The sequence below is a fragment of the Brevundimonas olei genome, assembly GCF_037055245.1.
In the GTDB taxonomy this organism is placed as follows: Bacteria; Pseudomonadota; Alphaproteobacteria; order Caulobacterales; family Caulobacteraceae; genus Brevundimonas; species Brevundimonas olei.
Map to the genome: position 1 here is coordinate 3,351,358 of NZ_CP146369.1, position 24,215 is coordinate 3,375,572.

The window sequence follows — 24,215 nt, forward strand, 5'->3', positions numbered from 1 at the left end:
ATCGCATGGGGAGGCGTTTCTCGTTCCGGCCACACCGGTCTGGTCGCCTGGATCACGTCGTCAGGCAGACCACCTGGGCGACGCGCAGGTCCTGACGCAGGCGGTCGGAGACGGCGCCGTAGTTCTGGGTCGTCACGGCCTGGCCCAGGGCCGCTTCGTCGGCGCGCTGCTGAGCGCCGACCGTGGGGACGAAGGTGTCGGGCGCCGTGGTGTAGATGCGGCCGCGCCGGGGCGACTCGGCGATGGTCACCCCCAGCACCCGCCCGCGACGGTCCAGCACAGGCGCGCCCGACAGGCCCGACAGCGTGCCCTTCAGCCCTCGCGTGCGTCCGGCCTCGGCCCAGGCCAGCACCGGCTCGTCATAGGAGCGGTGGCCGCGAATCTTCAGCGTCTCGCGGCCGATCAGACGCGAAGCCACCTCGCCCGGCTGGCCCTGAGGGAAGCCGGGGTGGAAGGCGCGCTGGCCCTTGTAGAGCGGCGCCTGGGGCGCGATCGGCAGGGCGGGCGGCCCGCCGTCGGTCAGCAACAGGGCCACGTCCGCCCGCGCCGCCAGGCGCACGTCGGCGGCCAGGGCGCGGGTCTTGTCGATCACCAGGGCGGGCTTGCGGCAGCCCTCGACCACATGGCGTGCGGTGATCCAGCGGCCGTCCCCGGCGATGGAGAAGGCGGTGCCCGACACCGGCTCATGCTCGTCCGAGGTGTCGACCGTGACGGACGGATCGAAGGGCGTGATGGGGCCCAGCAGAGGCCCCGCCGTTTCATCTTCAGGCAGGTCGTGCGGCGCATCGGCGCGCTCGCCCCGGTTCAGGGAGGCGATCAGGATCACGCCGATGACGGCGGCGTAGATGGTCCAGTCGGGAAGGTGGGGAAAGCGCAAGGCCGCCCCCTCAACCCGTCAGGGCGGCCGCCAGGATCAGGGCGGTCGACAGCTTGGCCCCGGCCAGGACCACGGCGGCGGAGGTCTCGCCCTTCTCTATGCGTTGCGGCAGGCCGTGCAGCAGGAAGTCGACGACGCGGAAGGCCAGCAGTTGCAGCACCACCGTCGCCACGCCCCAGATGGCGATGTCGCGGATCGAGGTCGACACCGACAGGGACACCGCCAGCGGAATGGCCAGGCCGACCAGCACCCCGGCGAAGGCCACGGCGGCGGCCGGATTGCCCTGGCGGATCAAGGCGATCTCGCGCCACGGCGTCAGCAGGGCGTAGACCGCTGCCCCCGCCGCCAGCAGGCCGAACGTCACGGCCAGATGCAGCATCAGGATCGGAAAGCCCGTCGCGAACGCCTGGAGTTCAGGAGTCGACAGAACGCCCGGCAACGACGAGGTCTCCATGACGACGAACCCTAGCCTCCCAGCCTGAAGGGGAACGAAACCAAAACACCCTTGCCCGAAAGCTCGGCGCTTCCGCTAGGGCGCCCGCGCCACAGTCGGCGGACAAAGCGTCCATCCGGATGATCGGCAGCCCTATGTTTCCGCGTCACGGCGCGCACGGGCGACCTCCGCGCTGTCCTGCTTCAGCGGCCTGGAGACGGGGCAAACCTCCTGCACATAGCTGTTCAGGGTGTTGGCCAGGTGATCGCGCACCAGGCTGTAGTGCACGAACTGACCGCGCTTCTCGCTCTGCACCAGGCCAGCCGTCTCCAGCACCGACAGATGCTGGGAGACCGCAGGCTTGGAGATCTCAAACTTGGCCGCGATCTCACCCGCCGTCATTTCGGCATGGGTCAGATAGGCCAGAATCTTGCGCCGGACCGGGCTGGAGAGGGCTTCGAACACGCGCTGCATGAGAAGGTATTTAAGCGATTTGCTAAGAGCTTGCCAGCTCCATCAATTTAATGATTAAGTTATTACTTAAACATTTTATGGACGCCATTCTCATGACCGACCATGATCCTTGCGCCGTGAACAGCCTGATCGAAACGCCCGGTTGTGACGCCCTCGCGGGTCGGGTGCGATGGGATCCCCTCCATTCGCTATGGAACGGGGCCATGCTGGCGATGACGTTGGTCTTCGGCGCGGCGACCTTCAGCCTCGGCGCCCTGGCGATTTTCGTCCTCGCGACGGGGAGCACCTTGCTGTTGGGACACTCCGTGGGGTTCCATCGCCGCCTGATCCACGGCAGCTTCGACTGTCCGCAGTGGCTGGAGCGGACCCTGGTGTGGTTCGGGACCCTGGTGGGCATGAGCGGACCGTTCTGGATGATCCGCACCCACGACCTGCGCGACTGGGCCCAGCGTCAGGCGGCGTGCCACGACTACCTGGCCCACCGCCGCCCGATGGCGGTCGACGCCGTCTGGCAGATGCATTGCCGCCTGGAATTGGATCGACCGCCCGCCTTCGATCTTGGCCGCATAGGGCGCGATCCCTTCTATCGTTTTCTGGAACGCACCTGGATGCTGCAACAGGCGCCGGTCGCGGCCGTGCTGTGGCTGATCGGCGGCTGGGGCTTCGTGGTCTGGGGCGTATGCGCGCGAGTGTCGGTCAGCGTAATCGGCCACTGGTTCGTCGGCCACCTGGCCCATCGACGCGGCCCGCAGACCTGGCTGGTGCATGAAGCAGGCGTTCAGGCTTACGACGTGCCCTGGGCCGCCATCCCGACCATGGGCGAGGCCTGGCATAACAATCACCACGCCTTCCCCGGCTCGGCCCGCATCGGCCTCTACCCCGGCCAAAGCGACTGGGGCTTCCGCTTCATCCAGCTTCTGGAGCAGCTGAGCCTGGCCTGGAACGTGCGAACGCCGGAAACGATGGCTGCCCGCATCGAGCATCTGGAAGAGGTCCCCTCATGACGGCCGCCGTTTTCACGCGATGGGTATTCGCTGTTCTGGCCACATCTATCTTCGGCGCCCTGACCGTCGCCCTGCAGTGGTTGGCGCTGGCGATCATCAACACCTTCATCACAGGCGAAGGATCAGCCGCATTTGCCGCCTTTATCGTCCCCATCTCCCTGATGCTGGCCCTGCCTTGCTTCCTTGTGGGAGCGGCTGTGCTGGGCGCGCCTTCGGCATGGGCGCTGACTCGTCTGAAGCTCGACCGCGCCTGGCCGGCAGCCTTAGCCGGAGGATTGCTGGCCACACTGGGCGGCGCGAGTCTTCTGAGCCATGCACTCGGGCTGACGGGCATGATGTTCGCAGTCGCATTACCGCTCGCCGGAGCGATCGGAGGCCTGACCTATCGCGAAATGATGCGAAAGCCGCTTTAAGCCGCGTCGGCTTCTTCGCGCTCGGCCTTCAGGCGCGCCGAGGCCCGCAGCTTTTCGCTCTCGGACTTCAACTGCCCGCAGGCGGCCAGGATGTCGCGGCCGCGCGGGGTGCGGATGGGCGAGGCGTAGCCGGCCTTGTTCAGGATGGCGGCGAAGGTCTCGATCGTCTTCCAGTCCGAGCACTGATAATCCGTGCCGGGCCAGGGGTTGAACGGGATCAGGTTGACCTTGGACGGAATGCCCTCGATCAGCTTGATCAGGGCGCGCGCCTCGGCCGGGCTATCGTTGACGCCCTTCAGCATGACGTATTCGAACGTCACCCGGCGCGCGTTGGATAGGCCGGGATAGGCGCGGATGGCCGCCATCAGCTGGTCCAGCGGATACTTCTTATTCAGCGGCACCAGTCGGTCGCGCAGGGGATCGTTGGTGGCGTGCAGGCTGATGGCCAGCATAGCCGCCGTGCGCTCGCCCAGGGCGTTCAGCTGCGGCACCACGCCCGAGGTCGACACGGTGATCCGGCGCCGCGACAGGGCGATGCCCTCATTGTCGGAGATGATGTCGATGGCGTTGGCGACGTGGTCCAGATTGTAGAGCGGCTCGCCCATGCCCATGAAGACGATGTTGGACAGGCGGCGGTCTTCCTTGGGCGAGGGCCACTCGTCCAGATCATCGCGGGCCACCTGGACCTGGGCCACGATCTCGGCCGTGGTCAGGTTGCGGACCAGCTTCTGCGTACCGGTGTGGCAGAAGGTGCAGTTCAGGGTGCAGCCGACCTGGGACGAGACGCACAGGGCGCCGGCCCGGCCCACGTCGGGGATGTAGACGGTCTCGATCTCGATGCCCGGCGCCGTGCGGATCAGCCATTTGCGGGTGCCGTCCTTGGACACCTGGCGCTCGACGATCTCGGGGCGGGCCAGGGTGAAGGCCTCGGCCAGCTTGGCGCGCGTGTCCTTGGCCACGTCGCTCATCAGGGCGAAGTCGGTCACGCCGTAATGGTGAATCCAGCGCCACACCTGAGAGGCGCGCATCCGGGCCTTCTCCGGCGGGCAGATTCCGGCGTCGATCAGGGCCTGGCGCAGCTCGTCGCGCGTCAGACCGCTGAGGTTGACGGGCGTCTTCGCCATGCCCTGAACGGGGGCGCTGGCGCGCGTGAGATCGAGCGAAATGCTCAAGGGCGGATGTCCTGCGGCGAAGGGTGAAGCGGCGGCGTCTAGCACAGATGGGGCGTCTTGTCGCCTTTGGCCATGTGCGGGTTGATAGACTCGGAACGAGGCGTTAGAGGGGCGGCCGTTGGGGAGTAGCTTCCGGCATATCCCAGCCGGGGTCGCGTCAACACACTTGCCTGCGGGCATGGCGCGGCCAGCGGATCAGCTCCGCCTAGCGAGACCAGCATGCTGCATCGACGGGGCCGGCCCGTGGATGGAGCGTGCTGTCATGCGTCCGGCTGAGTGCGTTTTCCCATGATGTCCCCCGTCGCCATCGCCATCCTGTCCGTCAGCATGTCCGCCGACGCCTTCGCCGCCGCCATCGGGCGCGGAGCGCAGCATCGCCCCACCGTGCCCCAGGCCCTGCGTTCAGGCCTGGTGTTCGGCGTGATCGAGGCGATCACCCCCCTGATCGGCTTCGCCCTGGGCGTGGCCGCCGCCGACTTCGTTCAGGCCATAGACCACTGGATCGCCTTCGGCCTGCTGGGCGCCGTAGGCCTGAAGATGATCTGGGAAGCGCTGCAGCGGGATGAGGCGGAGGAGGACGCCAAGCCGGCGTCGCGCGGCCTTGTGGCCCTGGTCGCCACCGCCGTGGGAACGTCGATCGACGCGGGCGCGGTCGGGGTCGGCCTGGCCCTGCTGGAGGCCAACATCTGGTTGATCGCCGCCTGCATCGGCTTCACCACCTTCGCCCTGGCGACGCTGGGCCTGCTGGTGGGCAAGGCCGTGGGCGTACGCCTGGGCAAGATCGTCGAACTGATCGGCGGCGTCGCCCTGATCGCCCTGGGCCTGAAGATCCTGCTGGAGCACCTGGCCGTGCTGGCCGGCTGATCCGGTCACCTGTAGCCTGGCCTTGCTCCGAGGCGGGTTCAGAGGGATCATTCCGTCTCACGGCTCGTTTCACCGGCTGAAGGAGACCATCATGCGCGCCCCCCTGTTCCTCGCCGCCGTCATCGCCGCCCCGCTGGCGCTCGTCGCCTGCGCCTCGGGCCGCCCCCTGCCGACCTATCAGCAGGAAATGGACCAGTTGGAAGCCGAGTGCCGCGACCGCGGCGGCATCCTCTCGCCCACCGGCCTCCAGACCGGCCGTCCGCAGACCGACTACGTCTGCAAGATCACCGGCGGCGCCTCGCGCATCCCTCAGGGATGAGGCGCGGGCGGTCTTCTGAAGATCTCCGAGAAAATCCGTGGTGGTTGGAGGCGACTACCAACGCACACCCACATTGGAACGGATCGTGAAACTGGCCGTCTAGCCTAGAAAAGGCTCGCCTGAGCCGCCGCCGGCGCCAGCTTCACCCCCTTCCCGATCAACAGTTCGGCCGCCGTCGACGCTTTGTCTCCGCCGGCGATGGTGTACGTCGTCTCGACGGCCTCGATGTCGGCCCAGGCGAACAGGTCGCGGATCTCCGGCCGATCATTGATCGAGAGCAGGAACTTCCCCTCGATCGCGCGCAGCTTGTCAGCCATGCGTTGGAAGTCCCCTCGCATGAAGACGCCGGCGCCATAGTCGCCCTCACCGCCCCAATAGGGCGGGTCCAGGTAGAACAGCGTGCCCGGCCGATCATAGCGCGCGATGACGTCGAGCCAGTCCAGGTTCTCGATGACGACGCCGGCGAGGCGGTCATGCAGGCGCCTCAGGCGCGGCTCCAGCCGCGTCAGATCGAAGTTGTGCGCCCCCTTGGTGCTGACGCCGAACGATCGCCCCGACATCTTCCCACCGAACGCCAGCGTCTGCAGGTAGAGGAACCGCGCCGCTCGCTCGATGTCGAGCAGGTCGCAATCCTGCGTTTCGTTCAGCCTGGCGAACTCGCTTCGCATCGCCGGTCGCCAGCGCAGCTCGCGCAGCAGGGCGTCGGGAAAACGCTGCAGCACCCGAAACAGGGTGACGATATCGCCGGAGATGTCGTTAATGACCTCCACCGACGGCCGAACCCGCCGGCGCAGGAAGACGCCCCCCATGCCGATGAAAGGCTCGACATAGGCGTCATGATCGGTCGCAGCCAGAATATGACAGATGGGCTTGGCCAGGTGGCGCTTGCCGCCCAGCCACGCTGCAGGCGGCTCGGCGGCCGCGACGGGGCGCTGGCCGAGATTGAGAACATTACGAGAACAATTCATTTGCGGGCAGGTCCCTTGCACGGTTAGGAGTCCCCCTCTCGCGAGAGCGGGGCGGCGACCGGCCGGGCGGCCGATCGGTCCAGTCGTGCGGGGACCTGCCCGCAGGTCGACGCGTTGGCGCGCGCCGATCCCGCCCCGGACGAGAGGCGGAATGGATGGAGGAGACGATGAAGCGAGACGAGCCCGGTTCGCCGCCCGAAGAGCGGTTCAAGGCAGAGCTGGAAGAGCTGGCGGCCCTGATGGAGGAGCGGATCGCTCCGCCGCCGCGCGATCGCGCGCTGATTGCGGGGCTGATCGCCGGCATGACCCATGTCGGGCGGCCGCCTCGATGAGCGCCCCAACGGACAAGGAACTGGCCGCCTTGATGCTACGCCTGGTCGGCCTGGACCTTCACAGCGCAGACGGCCGGGCCGGAGCGGGGGCGATCCTTCGAGAGATCGAGACGAAGGCGCCGGGATCGATCGCGCGGATGCGCATGGCGTGCGCTGCAAGGAGCGCGACGGCGCATTGAGCCATGTCTCAGGAAGAAGACACCCCCTTCTGGCGCGGCATCGGGTCGACCCCTGACGATCATTTCCCCATCGGCCTGCACCACTTTCCCCTGATCGAGGTGCCGGATCGAGGGTCACAGCTTCAAGTCCTGTGTTGCGTCTGTCGCCGTGAGGGGCGTTTCACCGGTTTGGACCTGATCAGGCAGTTTCCCGACTGGCTGACGCGCGACGCGTGCGAGTGGGCTTGCGCCCTGCGCTGCGAAAGCTGCGGCTCGCGCCGCCTGTCGGTGTCGATGGCGAATGATCCGAACGCCCACGGCTTCCGTTCAAGTCACCGCGACACCTCAGACGTGCTGAGAATGCGCCGCCTGATCGCCTGGCTGCCGGAGGGCGACCTGCGTCTGGACGACGTGGCCTACCTGTTGCGCGACGTCGACCACGTCCGCCTTAAAGAAGCGGGGATGCCGCAAGAAGTGGTCCGCCTGTTCAGTTACGGCGGCCATCACTGCGCGGACTATTGGCCCAGATCTCGTCTGGCGGCGAAGCGCGGCGAATGATCCATGGGCATGAACCCCCGTTACAACAACTGGACGCGTGCTCAGTGGATGGGCCGCGCCGCCAAGGTCGGAGATCTCCAGCGCCAGGGCTGGCCCGTCGTCGCCTGCTGCCTGCATTGTCATCTGGAGATGACCGTCGATCTGGCCGTCGTGCGCAGGGCGCTGGGCGAGGACTTCGTGCTCTGGGGCCGGACCGCGCGCTGCCGCCGCCGGCACTGTCAGGGGCGTATGTGTTTCTGGACCTACCCGCCCGAAGGTCGCGGGCTTAAGGTCGAAATGTTCTAGGGAGCCGCCGATGTGCAACAACTACCGCCTGCACGTTCCCGCTAACCAGCTCGCCGCACCATTCCGTGACGCGGGGCGGGCGCTCGTCTTTCCAGGCGGCCTGCCCAACCTGGCTGCAGCCGACTACCGCATCGGCGACGTCGCGCCCGTCGTCACCCAAGGCGCCGATGGTCTGCAGCTGACCATGACGCCCTGGGCGTGGAAGAGCCCGACCGGGAAACCCGTCTTCAACTTCCGCTCGGACGGGCGCTCTTTCGCCAACTCGACCCGCTGCCTGATCCCGGCCGACGGATTTTACGAGTTCACCGAGCCCAAGGTGCAGGGGAGGAAGACGAAGTGGCTCTTCACCATGGCTGGCCAGCCATGGTTCTGGATCGCCGGCATCATTAAGGACGGGGCTTTCGCTATGCTGACCACCGAGCCGGGCCCCGACGTCGCGCCCTACCACGACCGCCAGATCGTCCTCTTACCGCCGGGCGCTGGTGTTCACTGGCTGGATCTCAGCGCAGCCGAAGACCTCATGCTGCAGCCCTGCTCGGCCGGATCACTGACCGTGCAGAAGGTCTGGCCGGAATCGCCATGACGGCCGAGACCGATCTGCAGAAGGCCGCCCGCTTCGAAGCCGAGGCCCATGACCTTCACCGCCGATCGCGCGCGGCGGCCAACCTGCCCGCGTCCATCGTCCTGCGCTTTCGCGCGCTGTGGAAGGAAGAGGCGGCGCGCCTGCTGCGTCGCCAACGCTAGGCCGCAACAGGGCGACTCAGCTACACCACAGCCCAATGACGCCCGACCAACTGACCACCGCTCTCGACGCCATGATGGCCTCTGCCGGCGAAGACCCCAACCTTCAGCCCGGCCTCATCGAGATCAACAGCGATGAATGGTGCGATGATCTCTACGCGATCGATCACACGGCCAAGTCTCTGGACGAAGGCATCCGACATCGAGGCATCAAGGTCGCCATCTCCTCGGCGTTTGAAACGCGAGTGCTGACCAGATCCGAGGCGGGCGATCGAGGCCAGCCCTATCGGGATGTGACGCCAGCCGCCTGACGCGAATCATGGAATCCTTTTCCGGCCCCCAGCGTTCTGACAGAGAGGAGCCGCGAATGATCGAACCCGAACAGCATCGCTACTTCGCCTACGCTGAAGGCCTCGGCCGGGCGCACGGCCACGTCCTGGAAGCCGGCAGTTTTGAAGCGGCGGCCGTCGGATTTACCGAACTCTACTCTCCGCCCGTCGACGCCGACGACGAGATCCGCATCTTCGTGGCGGACCTGGACGGCGGACAGGAACACTGCTTCGTCATCGACCTCAGCGACGGGCAGGCGGAGCCCTGCGACTGAGCATCAGGGAGCGAATCACCGGGCCCGGTGTTGAGTCGGCGGCGCATGCGGCGCCGCCCGGAGGTCCGACATGGCTTATCGCCCCACCTGGCAGGGACACCTGCGCCTTTCCCTCGTGACATGCCCGGTCGCGCTCTACACCGCGACCAGCTCCGGCGGCGATGTGCGGTTCAACCTTATCAACCCTGAGACCAACAACCGCATTCGCATGGTGACGACCGACCCCGACACCGGGCCGGTCGAACGGTCTTCGCTGGTCAAGGGCTACGCCGTCGCCAAGGACGAGTACATCCTGCTGACCGACGAGGAGATCAAATCGGTCAAGCTGGAGAGCACCAAGACGATCGACATCGAACGCTTCGTGCCCGAGGAGGAGATCGACCGCCTATATTGGGACAACCCCTACTACCTAGCCCCGGCCGGAGCCTTGGCCGAGGAGGCGTTCGGGGTTATCCGCGAGGCTATGCGATCTGAGGGCAAGATCGCTCTCGGTCGTGTCGTTCTGTCAACGCGGGAACGCCTGCTAGCGCTTGAGCCGCGCGATCGCGGCATTCTGGCCTATTCCCTGCGCACACGCGACGAGGTCAGGGCGTCGCGGGAAGTGTTCGGGGCCATCACGGACCAGGCTCCCGACCCCGCCATGGTCGATATCGCCCGCCGCATCATCGAGCAAAAGGCCGGCCCGTTCGATCCTGACCAGTTCGTCGATCGTTACGAGGAAGCGCTCAAGGCGCTCATTGCAGCGAAGCAGAAGGGCCAGAAACCGGTCCGCGCCGCTGAGCCTGAAGACACGGACGTGGTGGATCTGATGGCCGCATTACGCGCCAGCCTGGAGGGCGGCGCTGCGCCTCGGCGTCGGACGGGGGCAAAGACCCAAGCGGCGCCGGCGAAGGCGCGTCGGGCGGCGCCCCGCCGCCGCAAAGCCGGCTAGAGGCCGCCTTTTCACGCGGTTCCAAACGACGAAAGGCCCGCCCTCCGAAGAGAGCGGGCCTCAATGGCGGAGCCCGAAGCTCGACGCCTTGCAATCCGGGTTCGCATCCCCATCTAGGATACGAGCCTCGGCTCATTAGGCCCGTCTGAGTCCCAATGTGGCAGACGGGTTTTCTTATGCCCGTCAGCCAGGCCTGGGCGGCAGTTCAGGCGGCGGCGGGCAACTCAGCCCCTTCATGCCGTTGTCGGCCGCCCAGCGGCACAGCCGCCCGACCGCATCCCAGCCGCGCTCGCCCCAGCCTTCGATGGCGATGTCATGGGCGATCCCCGCCGCTTCGCTGCGCACCGCTTCGGGCGGCATAACCGGCTTGGCCTCAACGGCCAGGTCGGCACTCGGCGGGTAGATCGGCGTCACGCGTTCCCTGCTCGCGCAGCCGGTGACAAGCAAGAGCGACGCGGCCAGCAGTGGGGCGAGCGTCAGGGATCGAAGAGACCGCATCGGTCCGTTCCTTTTCCAGTCGGTTGTTGATCTTCAGGTCGGTCAGGCGGTCATCGGCTGCGCGATCGTGCGAAGCGGCGCCCGTGGTGCGCGCCTTGGCGTTGGCCGCCTCGACGGCGCGGTCCTGCTTGGCCCGTTCCCGGCTGGGCGCCGTGGCGGCGCACCAGCCCATGACGAACAGCAGCAGGACGCAGAGGGCGATGACGGCCCATGACGCCGGGCCGATGGCGCGGAGGAAGTCCCTCATCGCGCGATCTCGAAATGCGGCCCGTCCAGCAGGGCGCTCTTGCCCATAGCCTTGCGCCGCGCCTTGTAGCCTTCGACGGCGGCCTTCATCGCCGCAGGCCCGGCCGGGAGGTCGTTCAGCACCCGGTCCCAAGCCCCGCCCCAGACCAGACGGACGCCGACCAGATTGGCGGCCTCCCGCATGGCCGAGGCGATCTCATAGAAGGGCTCGATGACGGCGCCCGCCTTCGTCTTCACGCGCCAGTGGTCGTCGCCCCAGGTGAAGACGCCGTCGACGTAGGGCACGACGTCCAGCCCGGTCGAGAACGCCGCGCCCGCCTTGATGACGTGCGCCGAGTCCATGGTCCGCGACACGCCGCGCCGCACCTTCTCGGCCTGTTCGTTCAACGACCGCGATTGCTCTTCGGTGATGCCGAAGTCGACGGCGCATCGGTTCAGGGCGATGACCGCGACCGCCATCAACAGCGGATCGACCTCGCGCGCACGGTCCATCGACCGCTTGGAAAAGCGGAATCCCATTGGGTTCTCCAGTTCAGATTGTCAGGGGATGCGCACGGCGTGCGCGACTTCAGGCGGCGCGGCTGACGCTCTGCCGTCTCACGTTCCGCCACAGGACATGGGCGGTGTAGGCCACGGCGCAGACCAGCAGCGCCTCGGTGCGGGACGCGCCATAGTCCCCGACCAGAACGGTCAGGGAATAGGCGCCCAGGATCAGCGACAGGATGAACAGCGCCCGTCGCACATCGCCCGGTCCCTCGGGATAGTCGCCCATGCGGGGCTTCAGCGCCTGCGCCCGCAGCTGCAGGCAGGCGCTGCCATAGCCGCTGGCCAGCGCGGCGATCCAGTCGACCCAGGTCATCCCGTCTTCTCCTTGCCCAGACGAGAGGCCCAGCGCTTGGCCCCCTCGATGACGAGCGGCAGAAGCTCCCAGCCGAGGCCGCCGACGACGAAGCCGACGGCGACCGGATCGACGGCCGCCCTCAACCCCTCGAACGGGATCATGGCGACCATCGCGGGGCCGAGGGCATAGGCGCCGACGGTCCCGACCAGAAGCCCGGCCGTGACGTTCACCAGAGCGCGCCAGAAGTCGCTCAGCGTCGGCCGATGCCCCGCCTTCACCAGCTGGACGAAGGTGTAGACGCCGTAGACCAGCGACCCGGCCGCGCCGCCGACCGCATAGCGCAACCGCCCCAGGTCGAAGCCAGGGGGTAGATCAGGCAGCATGCGCAGCCCTCCCGTTTCAGATTGTCAGGAAACGGCTCGCCAGCGGCGAACCGGGTTCGTCAGGCTTCCGGCTCGGCCGGAGCCTCGGGTTCTTCGGGCGCCGGAGCGTTCTGCGTCACCAGCGCGCGCAGCTTGTGATCCAGCCGCTCGACCACCGGCAGGACGGTGAAGGCATAGGCGGGAAAGCCGGGATCGACAGCCGCCATGCTGGGCGCGACCGCCCGGATCGCCTCGACCGCCTGCTCCAGCGAACAGGTCAGCGGGCCGCCCGTGCCCAGACCGATAGAGGTCAGCGGCTCCATCGCCGCCCTGTTCGCGGCCTTGGCGGCCTCATGCTGGGCGGCGTCATAGGCGGCCAGTTGCTCGCGCAGCGCGTCCGCCTCTTCAGGGGTCAGTTCGGTCGACATGGTCAGCAGCCTTTCAGATCGGCGCTCACGCGCGCCAGGTTTTCGGGGGTGTTGTCGATCAGGCCCGAGGCGATCTCGCCGTCCGGCCGTTCGAAGTCGACGCGCATCAGGGCTTCGTTCAGCTGCTCGAAGCCCCGGATCAGGCCCGGCATGATGCGGGTCACGTCCTCGCCGCTGCTCAGTTCGACCCAGGCGGGTGCAAACTCGCCCGGCCAGGCCTTTTCGACCTCGTCGGCCGCCTCGGCCGCCGTGTGGCCCAGCCCCGGCCGGGTGTCGCCGCGAAAGCTGCTGATCAGCACGGATCGCAGATGCGGCCGGGCCTCGCTGGTGCTGTCCAGGGCGGTGGAAAGGATGGCGACGACGCTGGCGGCAGGCAGGCTGCACACCATTCCGTTGTCTTTGGTCAGGACGACAGACGACAAGACGTTTCTCCGATGTTGAGGAAGCGGTTCAGCCGCGACATCTCGGCCGAAGCCTCGATGTCGGACGGCGGGGTGCGGAAAATCTCTTCGGCGCGGGTCCACATGCGCCGGAACACGGCGTCATGCGCCGGGGCCCAGCCCTCGGGCGACAGGGTGTTCAGCCAGTGCGAGACGTCGCGCTCGTTCTTGTCGGCATGAAAGCCTGCGCAGCGCAGATAGCCCAGCTTCAGCGCCAGTTGCGCGTAAGGCCCGATGGCCGTCACCGTCTGCCCCAGCGTCTCGGCCGCGAAGCCGTCCGGCGCGACCGTCAGGGCGTCCGCCACCGCGCCCCAGGCCAGAAAGCTGATGCGCAGCCCCTTGCCGTCGAGGAAGTGGACGCCGCCCAGCCGGTCTGTCGCCTCCTCATAGGCGCCGCAGCGCTCGGCCAGATAAGCCCGCATCCGCTGGACGTCCTCGGCGTCGCCGTAGAAGTCCCAGTCGTCCATCTCGCCGCCGCGCCAGGACGGTAGACAGCCGCTTAAGGCGGCGGCCCGGCTCCCGATCAGGATCATAGGTCGGTGACGTCAACGAACAGCGGCGACAACGGACCGGACGTCTGGGTGTGCGGCCACGGGATCGTCGGACCGCTGAAGCCTTCCCCGCCCGCAATGAAGCCCGACATTGGCGTGGCGCCGGGATAGGTGGCGACCGCATTGGCGTAGAGCGACCAGGTGACGCGATCCACCTGGTTCGTCGTATCCCAATACCAACTCTCCTCGTAGAGGAACGGCGCATAGTAGACGACGGCGTAGACCCGCCCCGCCGCCATCGCCGTCACGCTGCGCATGGGCGCATAGTTGGAGTTGGCGATGATGCGGGCCTGATCATCCCAGATCACCTTGCCGAACCCCGTCAACGGTGTCCCGAAAGGCAGGTCGAACAGATACCAGCGGAAAGCGAAGTCGGTCCCGTACTGATGCCAGATGATGACGGTATAGGTCCACGATCCGCCGTTCCGCACCGCCTCAACGACGTGACAGCCCTTTTCCCCCTGCGTCGGCTTGTCCACGCCGATGGCCAGCAGCGGCGCGGTTCGGCCGCTGACCGTCAGGGTATAGGCGCGGGTGGTGCTGGACCCCATCACCGGGTCGCTCGCCGTCGCCGTGCCCCGGTCCATCAACGACAGAACGGGCGAGGTCTCATCGATCTGGATGCGGTTGCTGTCGTTCACGAACAGCGCGCCGAACGCCATGCTCAGAACTCCCCGAAGAAGACGTAGCAGGACTGCTGCAGCCAGAAGTCGAACACGCCGTTCGAATAGCCCCAGGTGAAGCCGGTGAACGACCCGACGACGGGCAGGAACAGCGGCTGCTTCCCGGCGGAGACCTGAAAGGCGTAGGTCCCATATCCCGCTGGCATCAGCGTCAGGCCGCCGAGGCGGACGGTGTCGTCCGACGAATCTAGGGTCGATTTGGCCGCTTGGCTCCAGAGTGCGAGACCGTAAGCCATCAGGCCGTCAGGTCCCCGATCTGAACGCGCTTCACCCCGTTGTTGTAGATCTTGATCGCGTTGTTCGTGATTTCCATCCGGCTGGAGCCGGTTGAACTGCGCACGGTCATGGCGCCGTCGGCACCGACCAGGAATCGGTTGTTAATGTTCAACGTACCCCCGACGATGGCGACGTCGCCCGTAAACTTCGCCTTGCCGTTCTCGATCACCAGCGCGTCGATGGCCTGGCCGTTGACGATGTTGCGCAGCCGCACCTTCGTCGCCGTCAGCGAGGCGTCGGACCCGGCGGGGCCAGCCTTCAGCGAAATGTCGAACGGATCGCCGCCTGCGCCGCCCGTGACGCTGAAGCGGGCCGAACCAAGGCGGTCGGTCGCGTCGGCAGCGGCGGCGGCCACGATGGCCAGCTGCCCTTCGACGGCAGGCAGGACGGTGCCCGCTGCGATCTCTTCGGGCGTCGCGGGCCTGAACTGCAGCTTCTGCAGGGTCAGGTTCTTGGCGCTGTACGCCCCGCCGCTGAAAGACGACAGGTTCGTGTAGAACCACGACTGGCAGGTGGTGGTCGGCCCCGAAGGGCTGCCCGTCGGGGTGACCTGGAACAGCTGCGAGCCGCGATAGGTGGCGCCCACGACGGTCGTGGGGTGGTTCGCAGCCAGGTCGACCGTCGCGCCGTAATAGCCCGTCGACCGGTTTGCGCGGAACTGGACGCCAAAGCGGCGCAGGTCGCCGCTGTTCACGTCCACCACATACTCGACCACCCAATACAGGCTATCCGAGGCAGGGGCGTGAGCGGTCGCGGCCAGGGCGAAATAGGCGTTGCCTCCGCCCGTGTCATTCATCCTCAGCGCCTTGTCGCCGTAGATCACATTGACCGTCTGGCGGGACAGCGCGAGGTTGCCGACCGGGGCGGCGACGCCCACGGGGCGCGGATCAGCGGCAGGCCAGTTGTTGAAGGTGGGGTCTTTCAGCACGCCACCGCCGCCTACCGATGCGGCGATGTTGGCGTTGATGGCCGCCTCGGACGCCGCATTGGAGGCGAGGGCGGTTTGGGTGATCGCCGTCGCCGCCGAGCTGGCCGCGCTGGCGCTCTCGGTCACGTCCTCATGATGGATTTCGTAAACGCGCAGATAGCCGCCAGAAATGGCGCCTTGCGACTGAGCCCCCGCCCGAACCCATGAGGTGTTCCCGCCCATGAGGACGCCACCGGACGGTGCAGGGTTGCCGTAAAGCAGCGTCAGCTCGGTTACGACCCCAGGCGCGGCCGAAACAAAGGCCGACACTGGCGAGGCCGTGGTGGCGTAGTCGCCGTCAGTTCCCCTGAGAAAGATGCGGACGTTCTGGGCCGTGGGAGCCACAACCTCGACGCGGACCCGAGCCCGGTAGATGCGCCCGGCGCGGAAAGCCATAGGCGCGCGCTGGTAGATGGTAGCCCCGTCGGAGGCGGTGCCGACAAGACCAAACCCCGCGACAGTTTCGACGCGGCTGGCCGGAAGGCCGCCAACGGTAGCGGCGCCGTTCGCGTTGGTGGTGAAGTTCGAACCGTCAGTATCGAGGCGAGACGGGAAGGTGGCCGCCTTGCTGACCTGTGCCGTGCTGGCGCTGACGCCCGCGCTTTGGCTGGCCGCGACCGCGCCATCGCGCGCATCCACCGCCTGATTGCGATAGGACAGGCCCTCGCCCGCGCTCGCCGCCGCCTGCACCGCCGCGCCTTCCGACGCCGCTGCCCAATCACCCGCATCGCCCGCGAACGCCTCGGCCTGCGCCGCCGCCAGCACGGACGCCTGCGCCTTCTGGTCGGCCGTGTCGCGCGCCGCCTCGGCCGCCAGCTTCTCAGCGTTCGCCGCCGTGGCGCTGGCTCCCGCCTCGTCGGCCTTGGTCGTTGCGATCCCGGCCGCCGTGTTCGACGCCTCGGCCGCGTCCCCGGCCTCGCCCGCCTTCAGCACCGCCAGAGCCGCCGCACCCTCGGCGCCCGCGAGGATGTCCTCGGCCTCGGCGATCACGCCGTCGACCCGGTCGCCCATGTCGGCTACCGCCGCCGCGTTCGCAGCGGTCAGATCGGCCGTGCTCGTCAGCTTGTCGAGGATGGTCTGAACCGGCTCGCCGTTCAGGTGGGTAGTGTCCCCCGAGATCAACTGCCCCGGCACGCGCGGCCCGATCACCAGGAACTGGCTCGGCACGCCCTGGGCCGACAGGTGAGTGATCGCCACGAAATGCTCGACGCCCGGCGTCAGATTGCCGATCTCCAGCGCCTTGGTCAGCGGCGCGCCTTCATAGACCTCGGTCCATGGGCCATCGACGGTCAGGCCCCAGGCGATCCGCACGGCCGCCACATTGGGGTCTGTGATCTCGCCGCGCACGATCAGGATCGGCTGCGACACGCCGTTCGCGTCCGGCCCCTTGGCGTCCACCGACCAGACCGACGCGAGCGGCGCGCCCGGAACCGGCTTGACCACAGTCACCTGCAGCGGCGGCGACACGCGGCCGTCCACCGTAGCGGCAGTGATCTCGATCTCGACGCGCGTGGCCTCTACGCCCTCCACCGGCGCTTCGCGCAGGGGCGGGGCGATCAGTTCGCGCGCGGCCGCATCCAGTGCGGGCAACGGCGCCCAGCTTCCGGCCTCGCCCTCCTCGCCCTTGGCGCGCCAGCGGACCGAGAATCCGCTCAGCGGCGCGCCTCGCCAGGTCGGCATGTCGAAGCTGACGCGCACGGCGTGCGCATCGGCCGTTACGCCCAACAGCGTCGGGCGCGGCGGGTTGGCCTGTCGGTCGCCGGACAGCTTGGACGACAGCGGCGGGATCGGCCCCGTTTCCCCGGCCATCAACAGCGGCGCGACATAGCGCACGCCGGTCAGCACGGCCGTCAGGTTCTCGCCCGGCTCTATGGCGATGATCTCGACGTCCTCGCTGACCTTCTCGACCTCGCCGAAAGCGATCAGGTCGCCAGCGGTGGGACAGAGGTTCGGGTGGCGAGCGGAGGCGAACAGGATTTCGCGGGTGACGCCGGGCTGAGTCTGGATCGGCACGCCGTCATACAGCCCGCCCTTGGTCCTCAGGTCGACGGCGTAGCTGACGCCGGCGAACATCTCCACCGGCGCGGAAAGGCGAAGGCCTACCACGGTCGACCCGTCTTCGCTCCAGCGACGGCAGCGCACCTGCGCCGACCCTCCGCCCACGCGATTCCACGCGAGCCGAACGCGAGAGCCGTATTGCGAGATCAGATACTCGACGTCCGCCGTCCAGGTATCGATCCGACGCTGATGACGACGCTGACCCAGCTTCCATCGACCGTCGCGATAGGCGCGGTTCGGCGTCGCCTGACCATCCAGCGTCAGCGCCTCGATCAAGCTGGCCGCCTTCATCCCGTTCGCCGGGTCGGCCGTCTCGCCGTAGCCGTCGTTGTAGACGAACAGTTCGTCCGGCTCGCCGCCCTTCTCGATGTTCTGGAACTCGACGCGCAGGGCGTGGACCGGGTCCGAATAGACGATTTCCCAGCGGTGATCCTTCAGATTGCGGTCCGTGAAGACTTGGGCGGGAATGGGCTTCTCGATCCACGGCGATGCCGCCAGTTGCGTCCCGTCCCAGAACACCCCTGCGCGCCCGGCCCGCTCCAGAATGGCCAGCGCCTCCGACTGAGTCCGCGCCTCGGTCAGATAGAGGTGGCATGTCCAGTCATACTGCTCGCTCAGCTGATGCCACACGCGCAGCCGCGCGTCGGCCTGTGCGGGCAGCAGAGGCTTGGCCGGGGCCGGTCCGGTCAACAGCCAGCGCGCCAGTGCGGCCGGGTTCGACGTCGCCACCGGCGGACCCCATGCGCCGCCCGTCCAGGTCGAGCACTTCGGCTTGATGCGGCAGGTGATCGGGGCCAGCCCGCCTTGGTTGATCGCCGTCGCCCTGACGGCGAACTCAATGATCGACAGGGTCTCGTCCGCGATGGGCTTGCGGAACGCCACGGCCTTGATCGCGCTCACCATCACGGTGTCGCGGCGCTTGTCGTTGTCATCGTCGGGTCGGTTGCGCGTCAGTTCGAACTCATATCGGCCGTGCGGCAGGTGGACCGAGTGCGTGACGCGGATCGGGTCCTTGGTCGCGCTGGTCCGCGCCCAGATCGGCCCCGCCTGCCACGGTCCGGTGGCGGCGCCCGTCTGGTCGATGGAACGATACCGGACCGCGACCGAGGCATGGGCGGTCAGCAGCCGCCCGTCATCCTTCTGGAAGCACAGCCCGGCAGGCAGGAACAGATCGATGTCGAAGCGGCTGCCGTCCGACGACGCGGCGCGGATCAGCGGCGTCGCGCTCGACGGCGTGGCCTTCAGTTCCTCGTTCAGATCCAGCTGATCGACGTCGTTCGGATACAGCTGGAAGGTGCGCGGCCCCGGCTCCAGATGCTGCACCATACGGAAATCGCCCGCGCCCATGGTGCTGACCAGCGTGTCGCCGATCTTGACTTCGGAAACTTCGCACGGGCCGTAGTGAACGCCCAGGATGCCGTACATCCAGACGTCGTCGCCCTGGCTCTGGGTGAAGGTCTTCGCCGCCAGATCCGGGGCGACCACCACCTCGCCAAGAGCAAGCGGCATCGGTCCCCACTGGCGATACTGGTTCGACGCGCTCTGCAGGGCGTAGCGGTCGTTGGCCTTCGTGGTCTTGTTGTCGGGGGCATACAGGTTCGCGATCAGCGCCTGCCCGCCGAGGGTGATCGCCGCCGCTGCTGCGCGCGCCAACAGCTTGCTGGTGATCATGCCGCCTGCGCCGCCGCCGACCCACGCCGAGACCGCGATCACCGCCACCGTCAAAAGGATCTGGCCGATGTCCTTGCGCCCGCCGCCCCCGCCCATGGGCTCGACCACGACGTTGACCACCTGATCGGCCGCCAGGACGTGATCCAGTGCCGTCTCGCGATCCAGACGAGCGCCGTCGACATAGATTTCCGTGCGGTTCAGCGCCTCGATCGGCAGGCCTGACCTGACCGCTTCGACCAGCATGGCGCGCACGGTCAGGCCCTCGACCACCGTCAGGTCGAAGGCGTCCCGGCCAAAGGCCTCAGGCGTCACGACGATGGGCAGCGAGCCGTCAGCCACGGGCGCCTCCTTCTCTCAAGTTGTCGGTGATGAAGCGCACGGCGTGCGCCCGCCTGCGTCGGGTCGAGCAGGCGGAGCCTTCTGACCGCAGGCGTCTAAGAAGCCCTGCGTCGGGTCGACGGCCGATGGCCTCTAAAGAGCTTGTTCGATGTCTGTGACGAAGGCGGGCACAAAGGCCCCCTTCAACCGATACCGACCGCCCGGTTCGTCCAGGTCGAGCAGCGCGGTCTGCATCGGGGTGTCGGCGTGCAGGATCAGGCGGGGCGTCAGCATGTATCCGACGTGCCCGGCCTTCCCCATCCATGTCAGCCAGGCGACCACGCCCGCCTGCGGCTCGACGGGCCGCCAGGACGCCAGCCCCTCGGCCAGCAGACGCGCCCGTTCGCGCGTCCCGGCCGGGCAGACGATGGCCGCCTCATACAGGTCCAGATAATCCGGCACCTCGATCCCGCTGAACGCCCTGAGGCACCAGCGGGTCAGGCCCCGACAATCCCAACCCTCCGGCGTGTCGCCTTTGGCCAGGAACGGCGCCCCGATAAGCGGCGCTGCGCGTGCGATCAGGTCGCCCGGAACCGTCATCCGCATCAGAACATGCCCGGCGTGGTCGCGGGCGTGTAGCTGACGGCGCAGGCAGGCTCTTCGTTGAAGTCGCGGGGTCGTATGACGGCCGTGGCCTTCGCCCTGTCTCCCTCGGTCGAGGCGATCCGCGCATCCATAAGCGCCCGCTCGATGACGTTGGGGTCGGCCACCCGGACGACCGACAGATCGATCTCCGGCGGCTCCTCGGCGGCGTCGCTGGCCGCCTCAATGGTCTGATCGACATTGGCGATGGTCAGGCGCGCCTGACCGAACGGACTGTCCTGGCTCGCGCCAGCCCAGCTGAGTTGAAACGGATAATGGACGTGCTCGACGCCGTTGGACGTCAGGCCGCCGGGCCAGTCCGTGACGTTCAGCGGTTCGGCCAGGCCTTCGCTGCGGATGGTCACCAGCTGCGCCACGGCGTCCGGCTCGCCCCTGAACGCCGCCTCTACCATCGCTTCGGTCACATCGGTCATCAGGCGGTCTCCAGCCAAAGGGCGACGTCCATGATGTGCAGCGCGCCCCGCGTTTCGCTCAGGCGCGGCGCCCCGTCGGCCGCCCAACTGCCGACGCACAACCGCTCGCTGCCCGGCTCCACGATCCAGAAGCTCCTCGCCGTCGCGTGGAAGGACTCAAGCAATGCGCGCTGGACGACGTCGCAACGAATCTGGCCGGACAGTTTTCGTGCGGCGTCGGCGGTGATGGGGCGCGACATCGGACGCCCCGGCCCGGCGTCGAACTCGATCTGGCCGGGCTTGGGCTCGAAGCTGGCGCCGACGCCGAAGTCCCGAATGGCTCCCGGCCAGGACGGCCGCTGCAGGTCGACGTTGGCATGCAGCCCCGGCGACCACTGAAGCGGGCGTCGCAGGCCCTGCGGCGCCTCCGCAATCAACGGCTTCAACAGCACCGCCTCAATGGCCTGGCCGGAACCGGTCGCCCGGCCGCCCGCCTCGACTGTCGCGCTGACGGCCGAGGCGGGACGGTCGATACGCGCCCACGCGCGGTGATAGGTGTCCAGCAGTCCGTCGCGGGCGACGCCCCAGCTGGCCAGCACCGGCCGCTGCACATTCAGATCATGCGCCATCAGCACAGCGCCGCTGGCGTCGAAGAAGACCAGACGGGCGAAGGGCGGGACGGCGGCCCCGGCGACAAACGCCGCTGTCGCCACAGAGACCTCTACGACAGAGACTCCCTGAACGTCGGCCCGCGCCGTCGAGGCTGACGTGACGGCGAAGGATTGACCGGCGCTGCTGGACGTGCTCGAGGCGCGAATGACGCCCCGACCGGGCGCGCCCCGCTCCGTCTCATCCTTCGACAGGGTCATGCCCGCCGTGGCGGCCCAGCCGTCGACGCCGTCAAGGGCGCCTGCGTTGGTCAGTCGGTTGATCATGGCGACTCCCGATCAAATCCTAGCCGCGACGTCTGGGTTGGGGCGTCGCCCGCTGCGCCCGCGCGAGGCTGCCGTCTCGACCCGCCTTGGCCAGTTGGCTCTTGAAGAGCGGTTCAAGCTCCAGTTCCAGACCGCCGTCCGGCTTTTGCGACAGACGGCCGGTCATCGGCTCCGAGCCGTAGTTCTTGATGGTCAGGCCGCCGAGGCTGACGTTCATGGCGCCGCCGCCAGCGGCCGCCTGCCGCGCCCGATCATGCTCCATCACCTGCGAGCCGCGCGGCAGCCGAAGCAGTTCCGGCCCCCGCTCGCCGACCCACTTCCAGCCGCCCTCCGAGAAGTCCGTTCCCGCCGAATGGCCGCTTCCGAACAACTGCGACAAGGCCCCGCCCAGATCGATTCCGCCGCCGCCGAACCCGCCGCCGAGGGACTTCAGGAACCCGCCCCAATCCAGTTCGCCCAGGGCGTCGCCGAGTTTGACCAGCCACTTGTCGGTGGCGCGGTCCAACTGATCGTAGATCGCGTCGCCCAGGCCGCTTCGCTTGATATCCAGCAGCGTATTGCTCAACCACGCACGCCGTGCGCCCGTGGCCTCGGCGTCCAGTTCCTGCTGGATCTGGTTCATGGCCTCATCGCCGCCTTCGCCGTAGTTGAGGCCCTTCCGCCCTTCGATGTCGCGGGCGCGACGCTGGATGCGATCTTCGATGTCCAGCCAACGCGCCGTCTCGGTGTCGCCGGATAGTCGGGCGAGGCTTAGCCGGTGCTCCGCCTCGGCGTCTTCCAACGCCCGCTTCAGCGCCACGGCGCGGGCTTCGATCAGCCGATTACGCTCGCCCTCCGCCATGTTGGTGGCAGTCGCCAGGTCATAGCCCGCCTTGTGAAGGGAGAGGATGCGGTCCTCATGGTCGATGCGATCCTGCAGATTCCGCAGCGACCGCTCTTCGCCCGTCAGGCGCATCGCCTCCATCTCACCCTGGCGCTGCAGCTTCAGGCCTTCTTCGTCCCGCTGGACCGCCATGGCGTCCAGTAGACGCTTCTCTTCCTGCATGGCCCGGTTCTGGGCCGCTGCAGCGTCGACGCTGTCGTCCTGTAGCTGACGGATACGTGCCCGCACCCGCGCCTCGGATTCCAGCTCGCGCACGCGGTCCAGATTGTTGGTCGCCTTGGCTTCCTGCAGCGAGAGGTTGGACTGGACATCCTCCTCCCGCCGCGTCCGCTGCAGCAGCTCCCGCGCTTGGCGCTCGGCTTCGCGACGGGCGCGCTCAGCATCCCGTGCAGCTTTGTCCCGGTCCTTCTTCCCGGCGTCCGCGCGATCCTTCGCCTCTTGCGCCGCCTGATTGGCGGCGGCGGTGCGCTGGTCATTCTCCAGCTTGGCGTTGTCGTAACCCTGCTGAAAGCGCAGATCGTCTAACTGGCGTTCCAATCCGCGCCGGGCGCCGGGCAGCAGCAGGGGTCGGTTCTGCAGAGCGTCCTCGATCTTGGCGATGCGCTCCTCGGGCGTGGTGTAAAGCGCCTCGCCCAGCTTGGTCCAATAGTTGCTGACGGCGCGCGCTGCCGCATCCCAGGCGGAGGAGATGGTGGTCACACGATCCGCGTGGCCGTCGACTGCGCCGGTCAACGCCTCAAGCAACAGTTTCTGTGCGGTCGTCCGATCTCCCAGCTTCTCAAGGCTGTCGATATGATCGAGCGTCTTCTGATCCATCAGTCCGAACTGACGGGTCCATTCGCGAGCGGCCTTGGCCGGGTCCTCCATGGCCTTGGCCAGTTCCTCAGTCGCGCCCTTTGCGTCGGTGCTGGCGAACTGAGCCCAGTCCTTTGTGATGGCGATAAGGCCGCTCATCACTTCGCCGCCGATTTTTCCGGTCGAGACGTATGCGGTCGCCATTTCCCTTGCCGACCTTAGCGAGATCTCGCCAGCCTCTGCACCGGCCTCGGCCGCAGCCTTCAGCTCGCCTGCAGTCATTCGGGCGGTACGCCCAAGGCCGCTCGCAGCGCGATCATAGGCGAGGGCCGACCCCTGCCCTTGGTTCCAGGCGACAGCCAAGGCGGCGGTCGCGCCCCCCAGCACCCCGACGGTGCCAACCAGCAGCGTCAACGGCCCCGTCAGCTTGATGGCCGAGGTGGCCCACGCGTCCAGGATCTGCGGCCCCTGCTGGATCGCGATCATGAAAGGGCTCATGCCCATTAACCCTGTGGTGAAGACGTCCGCCCCCTGACGCGTCAGGTTCAGGCGTGACGCCATGACGTTGCGGCTCAGCCCCTTGCCCTGCCGGTCCAGCGCCGCCGTCGTCTCATTGTACCGCTGCTTGGCTAGGTTCTGCGCCTGAGCCAGCTGTTCGGTCGTGATCTTTCCTCGCCGCGCCAGCGCGTCGTACTCGGCCAGTTCCTGGTTCAGCTTCTGCTGCGCCGCCCAGGCCGGGTTCAGGCCCTCCAACAACACCTGCGCGCGCCGATCATAGGCCTTGTCGGCGGCCGCGAGCGTCCGCCCCGCAACCGACGCGCGCGCGTTGGTCCCCCCGCTGACGCCGGTCGTCTGGTCGATCCGGCTCTGCAGCGCCGTGTTCGCCTGGGCGGCCGCCTTGGCCACTTCGCGCAGACGTTCGACCTCGCGCATGGCGGCGGCGGCGGCCTTGTCTGACCCCGCCGCGGCCTTCTCATTCATGCGCACCAGCGCGCGCTCCGCGCCCTCCGCCTCGCGAATAACGTCCTTGCCGCCCTCAGGCTTCAAGCGAATGGCGACCTGTTTGGTGCTCATG

At 67.7% G+C, this 24,215-nt stretch carries 33 protein-coding genes and 1 riboswitch; of the genes, 13 read left to right on the forward strand and 20 right to left on the reverse strand.

The window, feature by feature from the left end:
- Positions 1–52 precede the first annotated feature (52 nt).
- The 3 genes from V8J38_RS16205 to V8J38_RS16215 form a co-directional block, all read right to left on the reverse strand.
- Positions 53–877, reverse strand: a complete 825-nt coding sequence (locus tag V8J38_RS16205) for a S1 family peptidase (RefSeq protein ID WP_291781144.1) — start codon at positions 875–877, stop codon at positions 53–55.
- Positions 878–887: 10 nt separating this feature from the next.
- Entirely contained in the window at positions 888–1,331 is a 444-nt protein-coding gene (locus V8J38_RS16210; protein WP_286951707.1) for a DUF350 domain-containing protein, read from the reverse strand.
- Between the two features lie 132 nt (positions 1,332–1,463).
- Positions 1,464–1,784: a metalloregulator ArsR/SmtB family transcription factor gene (locus V8J38_RS16215; protein WP_291781135.1), complete on the reverse strand. Its 321-nt coding sequence runs from the start codon at positions 1,782–1,784 to the stop codon at positions 1,464–1,466.
- 92 nt (positions 1,785–1,876) lie between these two features.
- Here V8J38_RS16215 and V8J38_RS16220 point away from each other — a divergent pair, with 92 nt between their 5' ends.
- Together V8J38_RS16220 and V8J38_RS16225 are read left to right on the forward strand one after the other, a co-directional pair.
- On the forward strand, positions 1,877–2,788 hold the full coding sequence (locus tag V8J38_RS16220) for an acyl-CoA desaturase (protein WP_291781131.1): 912 nt from the start codon (positions 1,877–1,879) through the stop codon (positions 2,786–2,788).
- Complete coding sequence (locus tag V8J38_RS16225) at positions 2,785–3,201, forward strand: hypothetical protein (protein ID WP_291781127.1); 417 nt, start codon at positions 2,785–2,787, stop codon at positions 3,199–3,201. Before V8J38_RS16220 ends, V8J38_RS16225 begins: the two co-directional genes overlap by 4 nt.
- On the opposite strand, the gene rlmN is transcribed toward V8J38_RS16225, so the two are convergent.
- On the reverse strand, positions 3,198–4,373 hold the full coding sequence (gene rlmN / locus V8J38_RS16230; protein ID WP_291781124.1) for a 23S rRNA (adenine(2503)-C(2))-methyltransferase RlmN: 1,176 nt from the start codon (positions 4,371–4,373) through the stop codon (positions 3,198–3,200). The two genes, V8J38_RS16225 and rlmN, sit on opposite strands and share 4 nt — an antisense overlap.
- Before the next feature lie 118 nt (positions 4,374–4,491).
- Positions 4,492–4,656, forward strand: a riboswitch (yybP-ykoY riboswitch).
- 5 nt (positions 4,657–4,661) lie between these two features.
- On the opposite strand from rlmN, the gene V8J38_RS16235 reads away from it, so the two are divergent.
- Both V8J38_RS16235 and V8J38_RS16240 read left to right on the forward strand, forming a co-directional pair.
- A complete protein-coding gene (locus V8J38_RS16235; protein WP_291781121.1) occupies positions 4,662–5,237 on the forward strand; it encodes a manganese efflux pump MntP family protein in 576 nt (191 codons plus the stop codon).
- A 91-nt stretch (positions 5,238–5,328) separates the two neighbouring features.
- Positions 5,329–5,556 carry a hypothetical protein gene (locus tag V8J38_RS16240; protein ID WP_338577194.1) on the forward strand — a complete coding sequence of 76 codons (228 nt, stop codon included), beginning with the start codon at positions 5,329–5,331 and terminating at the stop codon, positions 5,554–5,556.
- Between the two features lie 104 nt (positions 5,557–5,660).
- Here V8J38_RS16240 and V8J38_RS16245 read toward each other — a convergent pair whose 3' ends face one another.
- Positions 5,661–6,545: a DNA adenine methylase gene (locus V8J38_RS16245; RefSeq protein WP_338577195.1), complete on the reverse strand. Its 885-nt coding sequence runs from the start codon at positions 6,543–6,545 to the stop codon at positions 5,661–5,663.
- Positions 6,546–6,691: 146 nt separating this feature from the next.
- Here V8J38_RS16245 and V8J38_RS16250 point away from each other — a divergent pair, with 146 nt between their 5' ends.
- From V8J38_RS16250 to V8J38_RS16290, 9 genes are all read left to right on the forward strand, one after another.
- Positions 6,692–6,856, forward strand: coding sequence for a hypothetical protein (locus V8J38_RS16250; protein ID WP_338577196.1), 165 nt, complete (start codon positions 6,692–6,694; stop codon positions 6,854–6,856).
- Positions 6,853–7,035: a hypothetical protein gene (locus V8J38_RS16255; protein ID WP_338577197.1), complete on the forward strand. Its 183-nt coding sequence runs from the start codon at positions 6,853–6,855 to the stop codon at positions 7,033–7,035. Before V8J38_RS16250 ends, V8J38_RS16255 begins: the two co-directional genes overlap by 4 nt.
- A 3-nt stretch (positions 7,036–7,038) precedes the next feature.
- A complete protein-coding gene (locus V8J38_RS16260; protein WP_338577198.1) occupies positions 7,039–7,572 on the forward strand; it encodes a hypothetical protein in 534 nt (177 codons plus the stop codon).
- 9 nt (positions 7,573–7,581) lie between these two features.
- On the forward strand, positions 7,582–7,857 hold the full coding sequence (locus V8J38_RS16265; protein WP_128718964.1) for a hypothetical protein: 276 nt from the start codon (positions 7,582–7,584) through the stop codon (positions 7,855–7,857).
- A gap of 10 nt (positions 7,858–7,867) precedes the next feature.
- Entirely contained in the window at positions 7,868–8,440 is a 573-nt protein-coding gene (locus V8J38_RS16270; protein WP_338577199.1) for an SOS response-associated peptidase family protein, read from the forward strand.
- Positions 8,437–8,601: a hypothetical protein gene (locus tag V8J38_RS16275; protein WP_338577200.1), complete on the forward strand. Its 165-nt coding sequence runs from the start codon at positions 8,437–8,439 to the stop codon at positions 8,599–8,601. Before V8J38_RS16270 ends, V8J38_RS16275 begins: the two co-directional genes overlap by 4 nt.
- A gap of 35 nt (positions 8,602–8,636) precedes the next feature.
- Positions 8,637–8,909: a hypothetical protein gene (locus V8J38_RS16280; RefSeq protein ID WP_338577201.1), complete on the forward strand. Its 273-nt coding sequence runs from the start codon at positions 8,637–8,639 to the stop codon at positions 8,907–8,909.
- A 56-nt stretch (positions 8,910–8,965) separates the two neighbouring features.
- Positions 8,966–9,202, forward strand: a complete 237-nt coding sequence (locus tag V8J38_RS16285; protein ID WP_312120564.1) for a DUF5961 family protein — start codon at positions 8,966–8,968, stop codon at positions 9,200–9,202.
- A gap of 70 nt (positions 9,203–9,272) precedes the next feature.
- Entirely contained in the window at positions 9,273–10,133 is an 861-nt protein-coding gene (locus V8J38_RS16290) for a Ku protein (RefSeq protein WP_338577202.1), read from the forward strand.
- Positions 10,134–10,316: 183 nt separating this feature from the next.
- Here the strand turns inward: V8J38_RS16290 and V8J38_RS16295 are convergent, their stop codons facing one another.
- The 15 genes from V8J38_RS16295 to V8J38_RS16365 form a co-directional block, all read right to left on the reverse strand.
- Complete coding sequence (locus V8J38_RS16295; RefSeq protein WP_128718969.1) at positions 10,317–10,547, reverse strand: hypothetical protein; 231 nt, start codon at positions 10,545–10,547, stop codon at positions 10,317–10,319.
- Entirely contained in the window at positions 10,507–10,878 is a 372-nt protein-coding gene (locus V8J38_RS16300) for a hypothetical protein (protein ID WP_338577203.1), read from the reverse strand. Before V8J38_RS16300 ends, V8J38_RS16295 begins: the two co-directional genes overlap by 41 nt.
- Positions 10,875–11,396: a hypothetical protein gene (locus tag V8J38_RS16305; protein WP_338577204.1), complete on the reverse strand. Its 522-nt coding sequence runs from the start codon at positions 11,394–11,396 to the stop codon at positions 10,875–10,877. Before V8J38_RS16305 ends, V8J38_RS16300 begins: the two co-directional genes overlap by 4 nt.
- Positions 11,397–11,445: 49 nt before the next feature.
- Positions 11,446–11,736 (reverse strand): hypothetical protein, encoded by a 291-nt coding sequence (locus V8J38_RS16310; protein ID WP_312219609.1) that lies wholly within the window; start codon positions 11,734–11,736, stop codon positions 11,446–11,448.
- Positions 11,733–12,101 (reverse strand): hypothetical protein, encoded by a 369-nt coding sequence (locus V8J38_RS16315; protein WP_295042145.1) that lies wholly within the window; start codon positions 12,099–12,101, stop codon positions 11,733–11,735. Before V8J38_RS16315 ends, V8J38_RS16310 begins: the two co-directional genes overlap by 4 nt.
- A 59-nt stretch (positions 12,102–12,160) precedes the next feature.
- Positions 12,161–12,508, reverse strand: coding sequence for a hypothetical protein (locus tag V8J38_RS16320; protein ID WP_338577205.1), 348 nt, complete (start codon positions 12,506–12,508; stop codon positions 12,161–12,163).
- Between the two features lie 2 nt (positions 12,509–12,510).
- Complete coding sequence (locus tag V8J38_RS16325) at positions 12,511–12,930, reverse strand: hypothetical protein (protein WP_338577206.1); 420 nt, start codon at positions 12,928–12,930, stop codon at positions 12,511–12,513.
- Positions 12,912–13,415: a hypothetical protein gene (locus V8J38_RS16330; RefSeq protein WP_338577207.1), complete on the reverse strand. Its 504-nt coding sequence runs from the start codon at positions 13,413–13,415 to the stop codon at positions 12,912–12,914. Before V8J38_RS16330 ends, V8J38_RS16325 begins: the two co-directional genes overlap by 19 nt.
- A gap of 62 nt (positions 13,416–13,477) precedes the next feature.
- Positions 13,478–14,161: a hypothetical protein gene (locus tag V8J38_RS16335; protein WP_338577208.1), complete on the reverse strand. Its 684-nt coding sequence runs from the start codon at positions 14,159–14,161 to the stop codon at positions 13,478–13,480.
- Positions 14,162–14,163: 2 nt separating this feature from the next.
- Positions 14,164–14,418, reverse strand: a complete 255-nt coding sequence (locus tag V8J38_RS16340; RefSeq protein ID WP_338577209.1) for a hypothetical protein — start codon at positions 14,416–14,418, stop codon at positions 14,164–14,166.
- Positions 14,418–19,493 carry a TipJ family phage tail tip protein gene (gene gpJ / locus V8J38_RS16345; RefSeq protein WP_338577210.1) on the reverse strand — a complete coding sequence of 1,692 codons (5,076 nt, stop codon included), beginning with the start codon at positions 19,491–19,493 and terminating at the stop codon, positions 14,418–14,420. Before gpJ ends, V8J38_RS16340 begins: the two co-directional genes overlap by 1 nt.
- 132 nt (positions 19,494–19,625) lie before the next feature.
- Positions 19,626–20,078 carry a hypothetical protein gene (locus V8J38_RS16350; protein ID WP_338577211.1) on the reverse strand — a complete coding sequence of 151 codons (453 nt, stop codon included), beginning with the start codon at positions 20,076–20,078 and terminating at the stop codon, positions 19,626–19,628.
- Positions 20,078–20,548: a hypothetical protein gene (locus V8J38_RS16355; RefSeq protein WP_338577212.1), complete on the reverse strand. Its 471-nt coding sequence runs from the start codon at positions 20,546–20,548 to the stop codon at positions 20,078–20,080. The genes V8J38_RS16350 and V8J38_RS16355 overlap by 1 nt, the downstream gene beginning before the upstream one ends.
- Positions 20,548–21,462, reverse strand: coding sequence for a hypothetical protein (locus tag V8J38_RS16360; RefSeq protein WP_338577213.1), 915 nt, complete (start codon positions 21,460–21,462; stop codon positions 20,548–20,550). The genes V8J38_RS16355 and V8J38_RS16360 overlap by 1 nt, the downstream gene beginning before the upstream one ends.
- A 19-nt stretch (positions 21,463–21,481) precedes the next feature.
- Positions 21,482–24,214 carry a phage tail length tape measure family protein gene (locus tag V8J38_RS16365; RefSeq protein WP_338577214.1) on the reverse strand — a complete coding sequence of 911 codons (2,733 nt, stop codon included), beginning with the start codon at positions 24,212–24,214 and terminating at the stop codon, positions 21,482–21,484.
- Position 24,215: the final 1 nt, after the last annotated feature.

Bases quoted from the DNA above. Each gene is read 5' to 3' on its own strand.
- V8J38_RS16210 (WP_286951707.1), bottom strand. From the start codon at position 1,331: ATGGAGACCTCGTCGTTGCCGGGCGTTCTGTCGACTCCTGAACTCCAG.
- V8J38_RS16215 (WP_291781135.1), bottom strand. From the start codon at position 1,784: ATGCAGCGCGTGTTCGAAGCCCTCTCCAGCCCGGTCCGGCGCAAGATT.
- V8J38_RS16220 (WP_291781131.1), top strand. From the start codon at position 1,877: ATGACCGACCATGATCCTTGCGCCGTGAACAGCCTGATCGAAACGCCC.
- V8J38_RS16225 (WP_291781127.1), top strand. From the start codon at position 2,785: ATGACGGCCGCCGTTTTCACGCGATGGGTATTCGCTGTTCTGGCCACA.
- V8J38_RS16235 (WP_291781121.1), top strand. From the start codon at position 4,662: ATGATGTCCCCCGTCGCCATCGCCATCCTGTCCGTCAGCATGTCCGCC.
- V8J38_RS16240 (WP_338577194.1), top strand. From the start codon at position 5,329: ATGCGCGCCCCCCTGTTCCTCGCCGCCGTCATCGCCGCCCCGCTGGCG.
- V8J38_RS16250 (WP_338577196.1), top strand. From the start codon at position 6,692: ATGAAGCGAGACGAGCCCGGTTCGCCGCCCGAAGAGCGGTTCAAGGCA.
- V8J38_RS16255 (WP_338577197.1), top strand. From the start codon at position 6,853: ATGAGCGCCCCAACGGACAAGGAACTGGCCGCCTTGATGCTACGCCTG.
- V8J38_RS16260 (WP_338577198.1), top strand. From the start codon at position 7,039: ATGTCTCAGGAAGAAGACACCCCCTTCTGGCGCGGCATCGGGTCGACC.
- V8J38_RS16265 (WP_128718964.1), top strand. From the start codon at position 7,582: ATGAACCCCCGTTACAACAACTGGACGCGTGCTCAGTGGATGGGCCGC.
- V8J38_RS16270 (WP_338577199.1), top strand. From the start codon at position 7,868: ATGTGCAACAACTACCGCCTGCACGTTCCCGCTAACCAGCTCGCCGCA.
- V8J38_RS16275 (WP_338577200.1), top strand. From the start codon at position 8,437: ATGACGGCCGAGACCGATCTGCAGAAGGCCGCCCGCTTCGAAGCCGAG.
- V8J38_RS16280 (WP_338577201.1), top strand. From the start codon at position 8,637: ATGACGCCCGACCAACTGACCACCGCTCTCGACGCCATGATGGCCTCT.
- V8J38_RS16285 (WP_312120564.1), top strand. From the start codon at position 8,966: ATGATCGAACCCGAACAGCATCGCTACTTCGCCTACGCTGAAGGCCTC.
- V8J38_RS16290 (WP_338577202.1), top strand. From the start codon at position 9,273: ATGGCTTATCGCCCCACCTGGCAGGGACACCTGCGCCTTTCCCTCGTG.
- V8J38_RS16300 (WP_338577203.1), bottom strand. From the start codon at position 10,878: ATGAGGGACTTCCTCCGCGCCATCGGCCCGGCGTCATGGGCCGTCATC.
- V8J38_RS16305 (WP_338577204.1), bottom strand. From the start codon at position 11,396: ATGGGATTCCGCTTTTCCAAGCGGTCGATGGACCGTGCGCGCGAGGTC.
- V8J38_RS16310 (WP_312219609.1), bottom strand. From the start codon at position 11,736: ATGACCTGGGTCGACTGGATCGCCGCGCTGGCCAGCGGCTATGGCAGC.
- V8J38_RS16315 (WP_295042145.1), bottom strand. From the start codon at position 12,101: ATGCTGCCTGATCTACCCCCTGGCTTCGACCTGGGGCGGTTGCGCTAT.
- V8J38_RS16320 (WP_338577205.1), bottom strand. From the start codon at position 12,508: ATGTCGACCGAACTGACCCCTGAAGAGGCGGACGCGCTGCGCGAGCAA.
- V8J38_RS16330 (WP_338577207.1), bottom strand. From the start codon at position 13,415: ATGGACGACTGGGACTTCTACGGCGACGCCGAGGACGTCCAGCGGATG.
- V8J38_RS16335 (WP_338577208.1), bottom strand. From the start codon at position 14,161: ATGGCGTTCGGCGCGCTGTTCGTGAACGACAGCAACCGCATCCAGATC.
- V8J38_RS16340 (WP_338577209.1), bottom strand. From the start codon at position 14,418: ATGGCTTACGGTCTCGCACTCTGGAGCCAAGCGGCCAAATCGACCCTA.
- V8J38_RS16350 (WP_338577211.1), bottom strand. From the start codon at position 20,078: ATGCGGATGACGGTTCCGGGCGACCTGATCGCACGCGCAGCGCCGCTT.
- V8J38_RS16355 (WP_338577212.1), bottom strand. From the start codon at position 20,548: ATGACCGATGTGACCGAAGCGATGGTAGAGGCGGCGTTCAGGGGCGAG.
- V8J38_RS16360 (WP_338577213.1), bottom strand. From the start codon at position 21,462: ATGATCAACCGACTGACCAACGCAGGCGCCCTTGACGGCGTCGACGGC.
- V8J38_RS16365 (WP_338577214.1), bottom strand. From the start codon at position 24,214: ATGAGCACCAAACAGGTCGCCATTCGCTTGAAGCCTGAGGGCGGCAAG.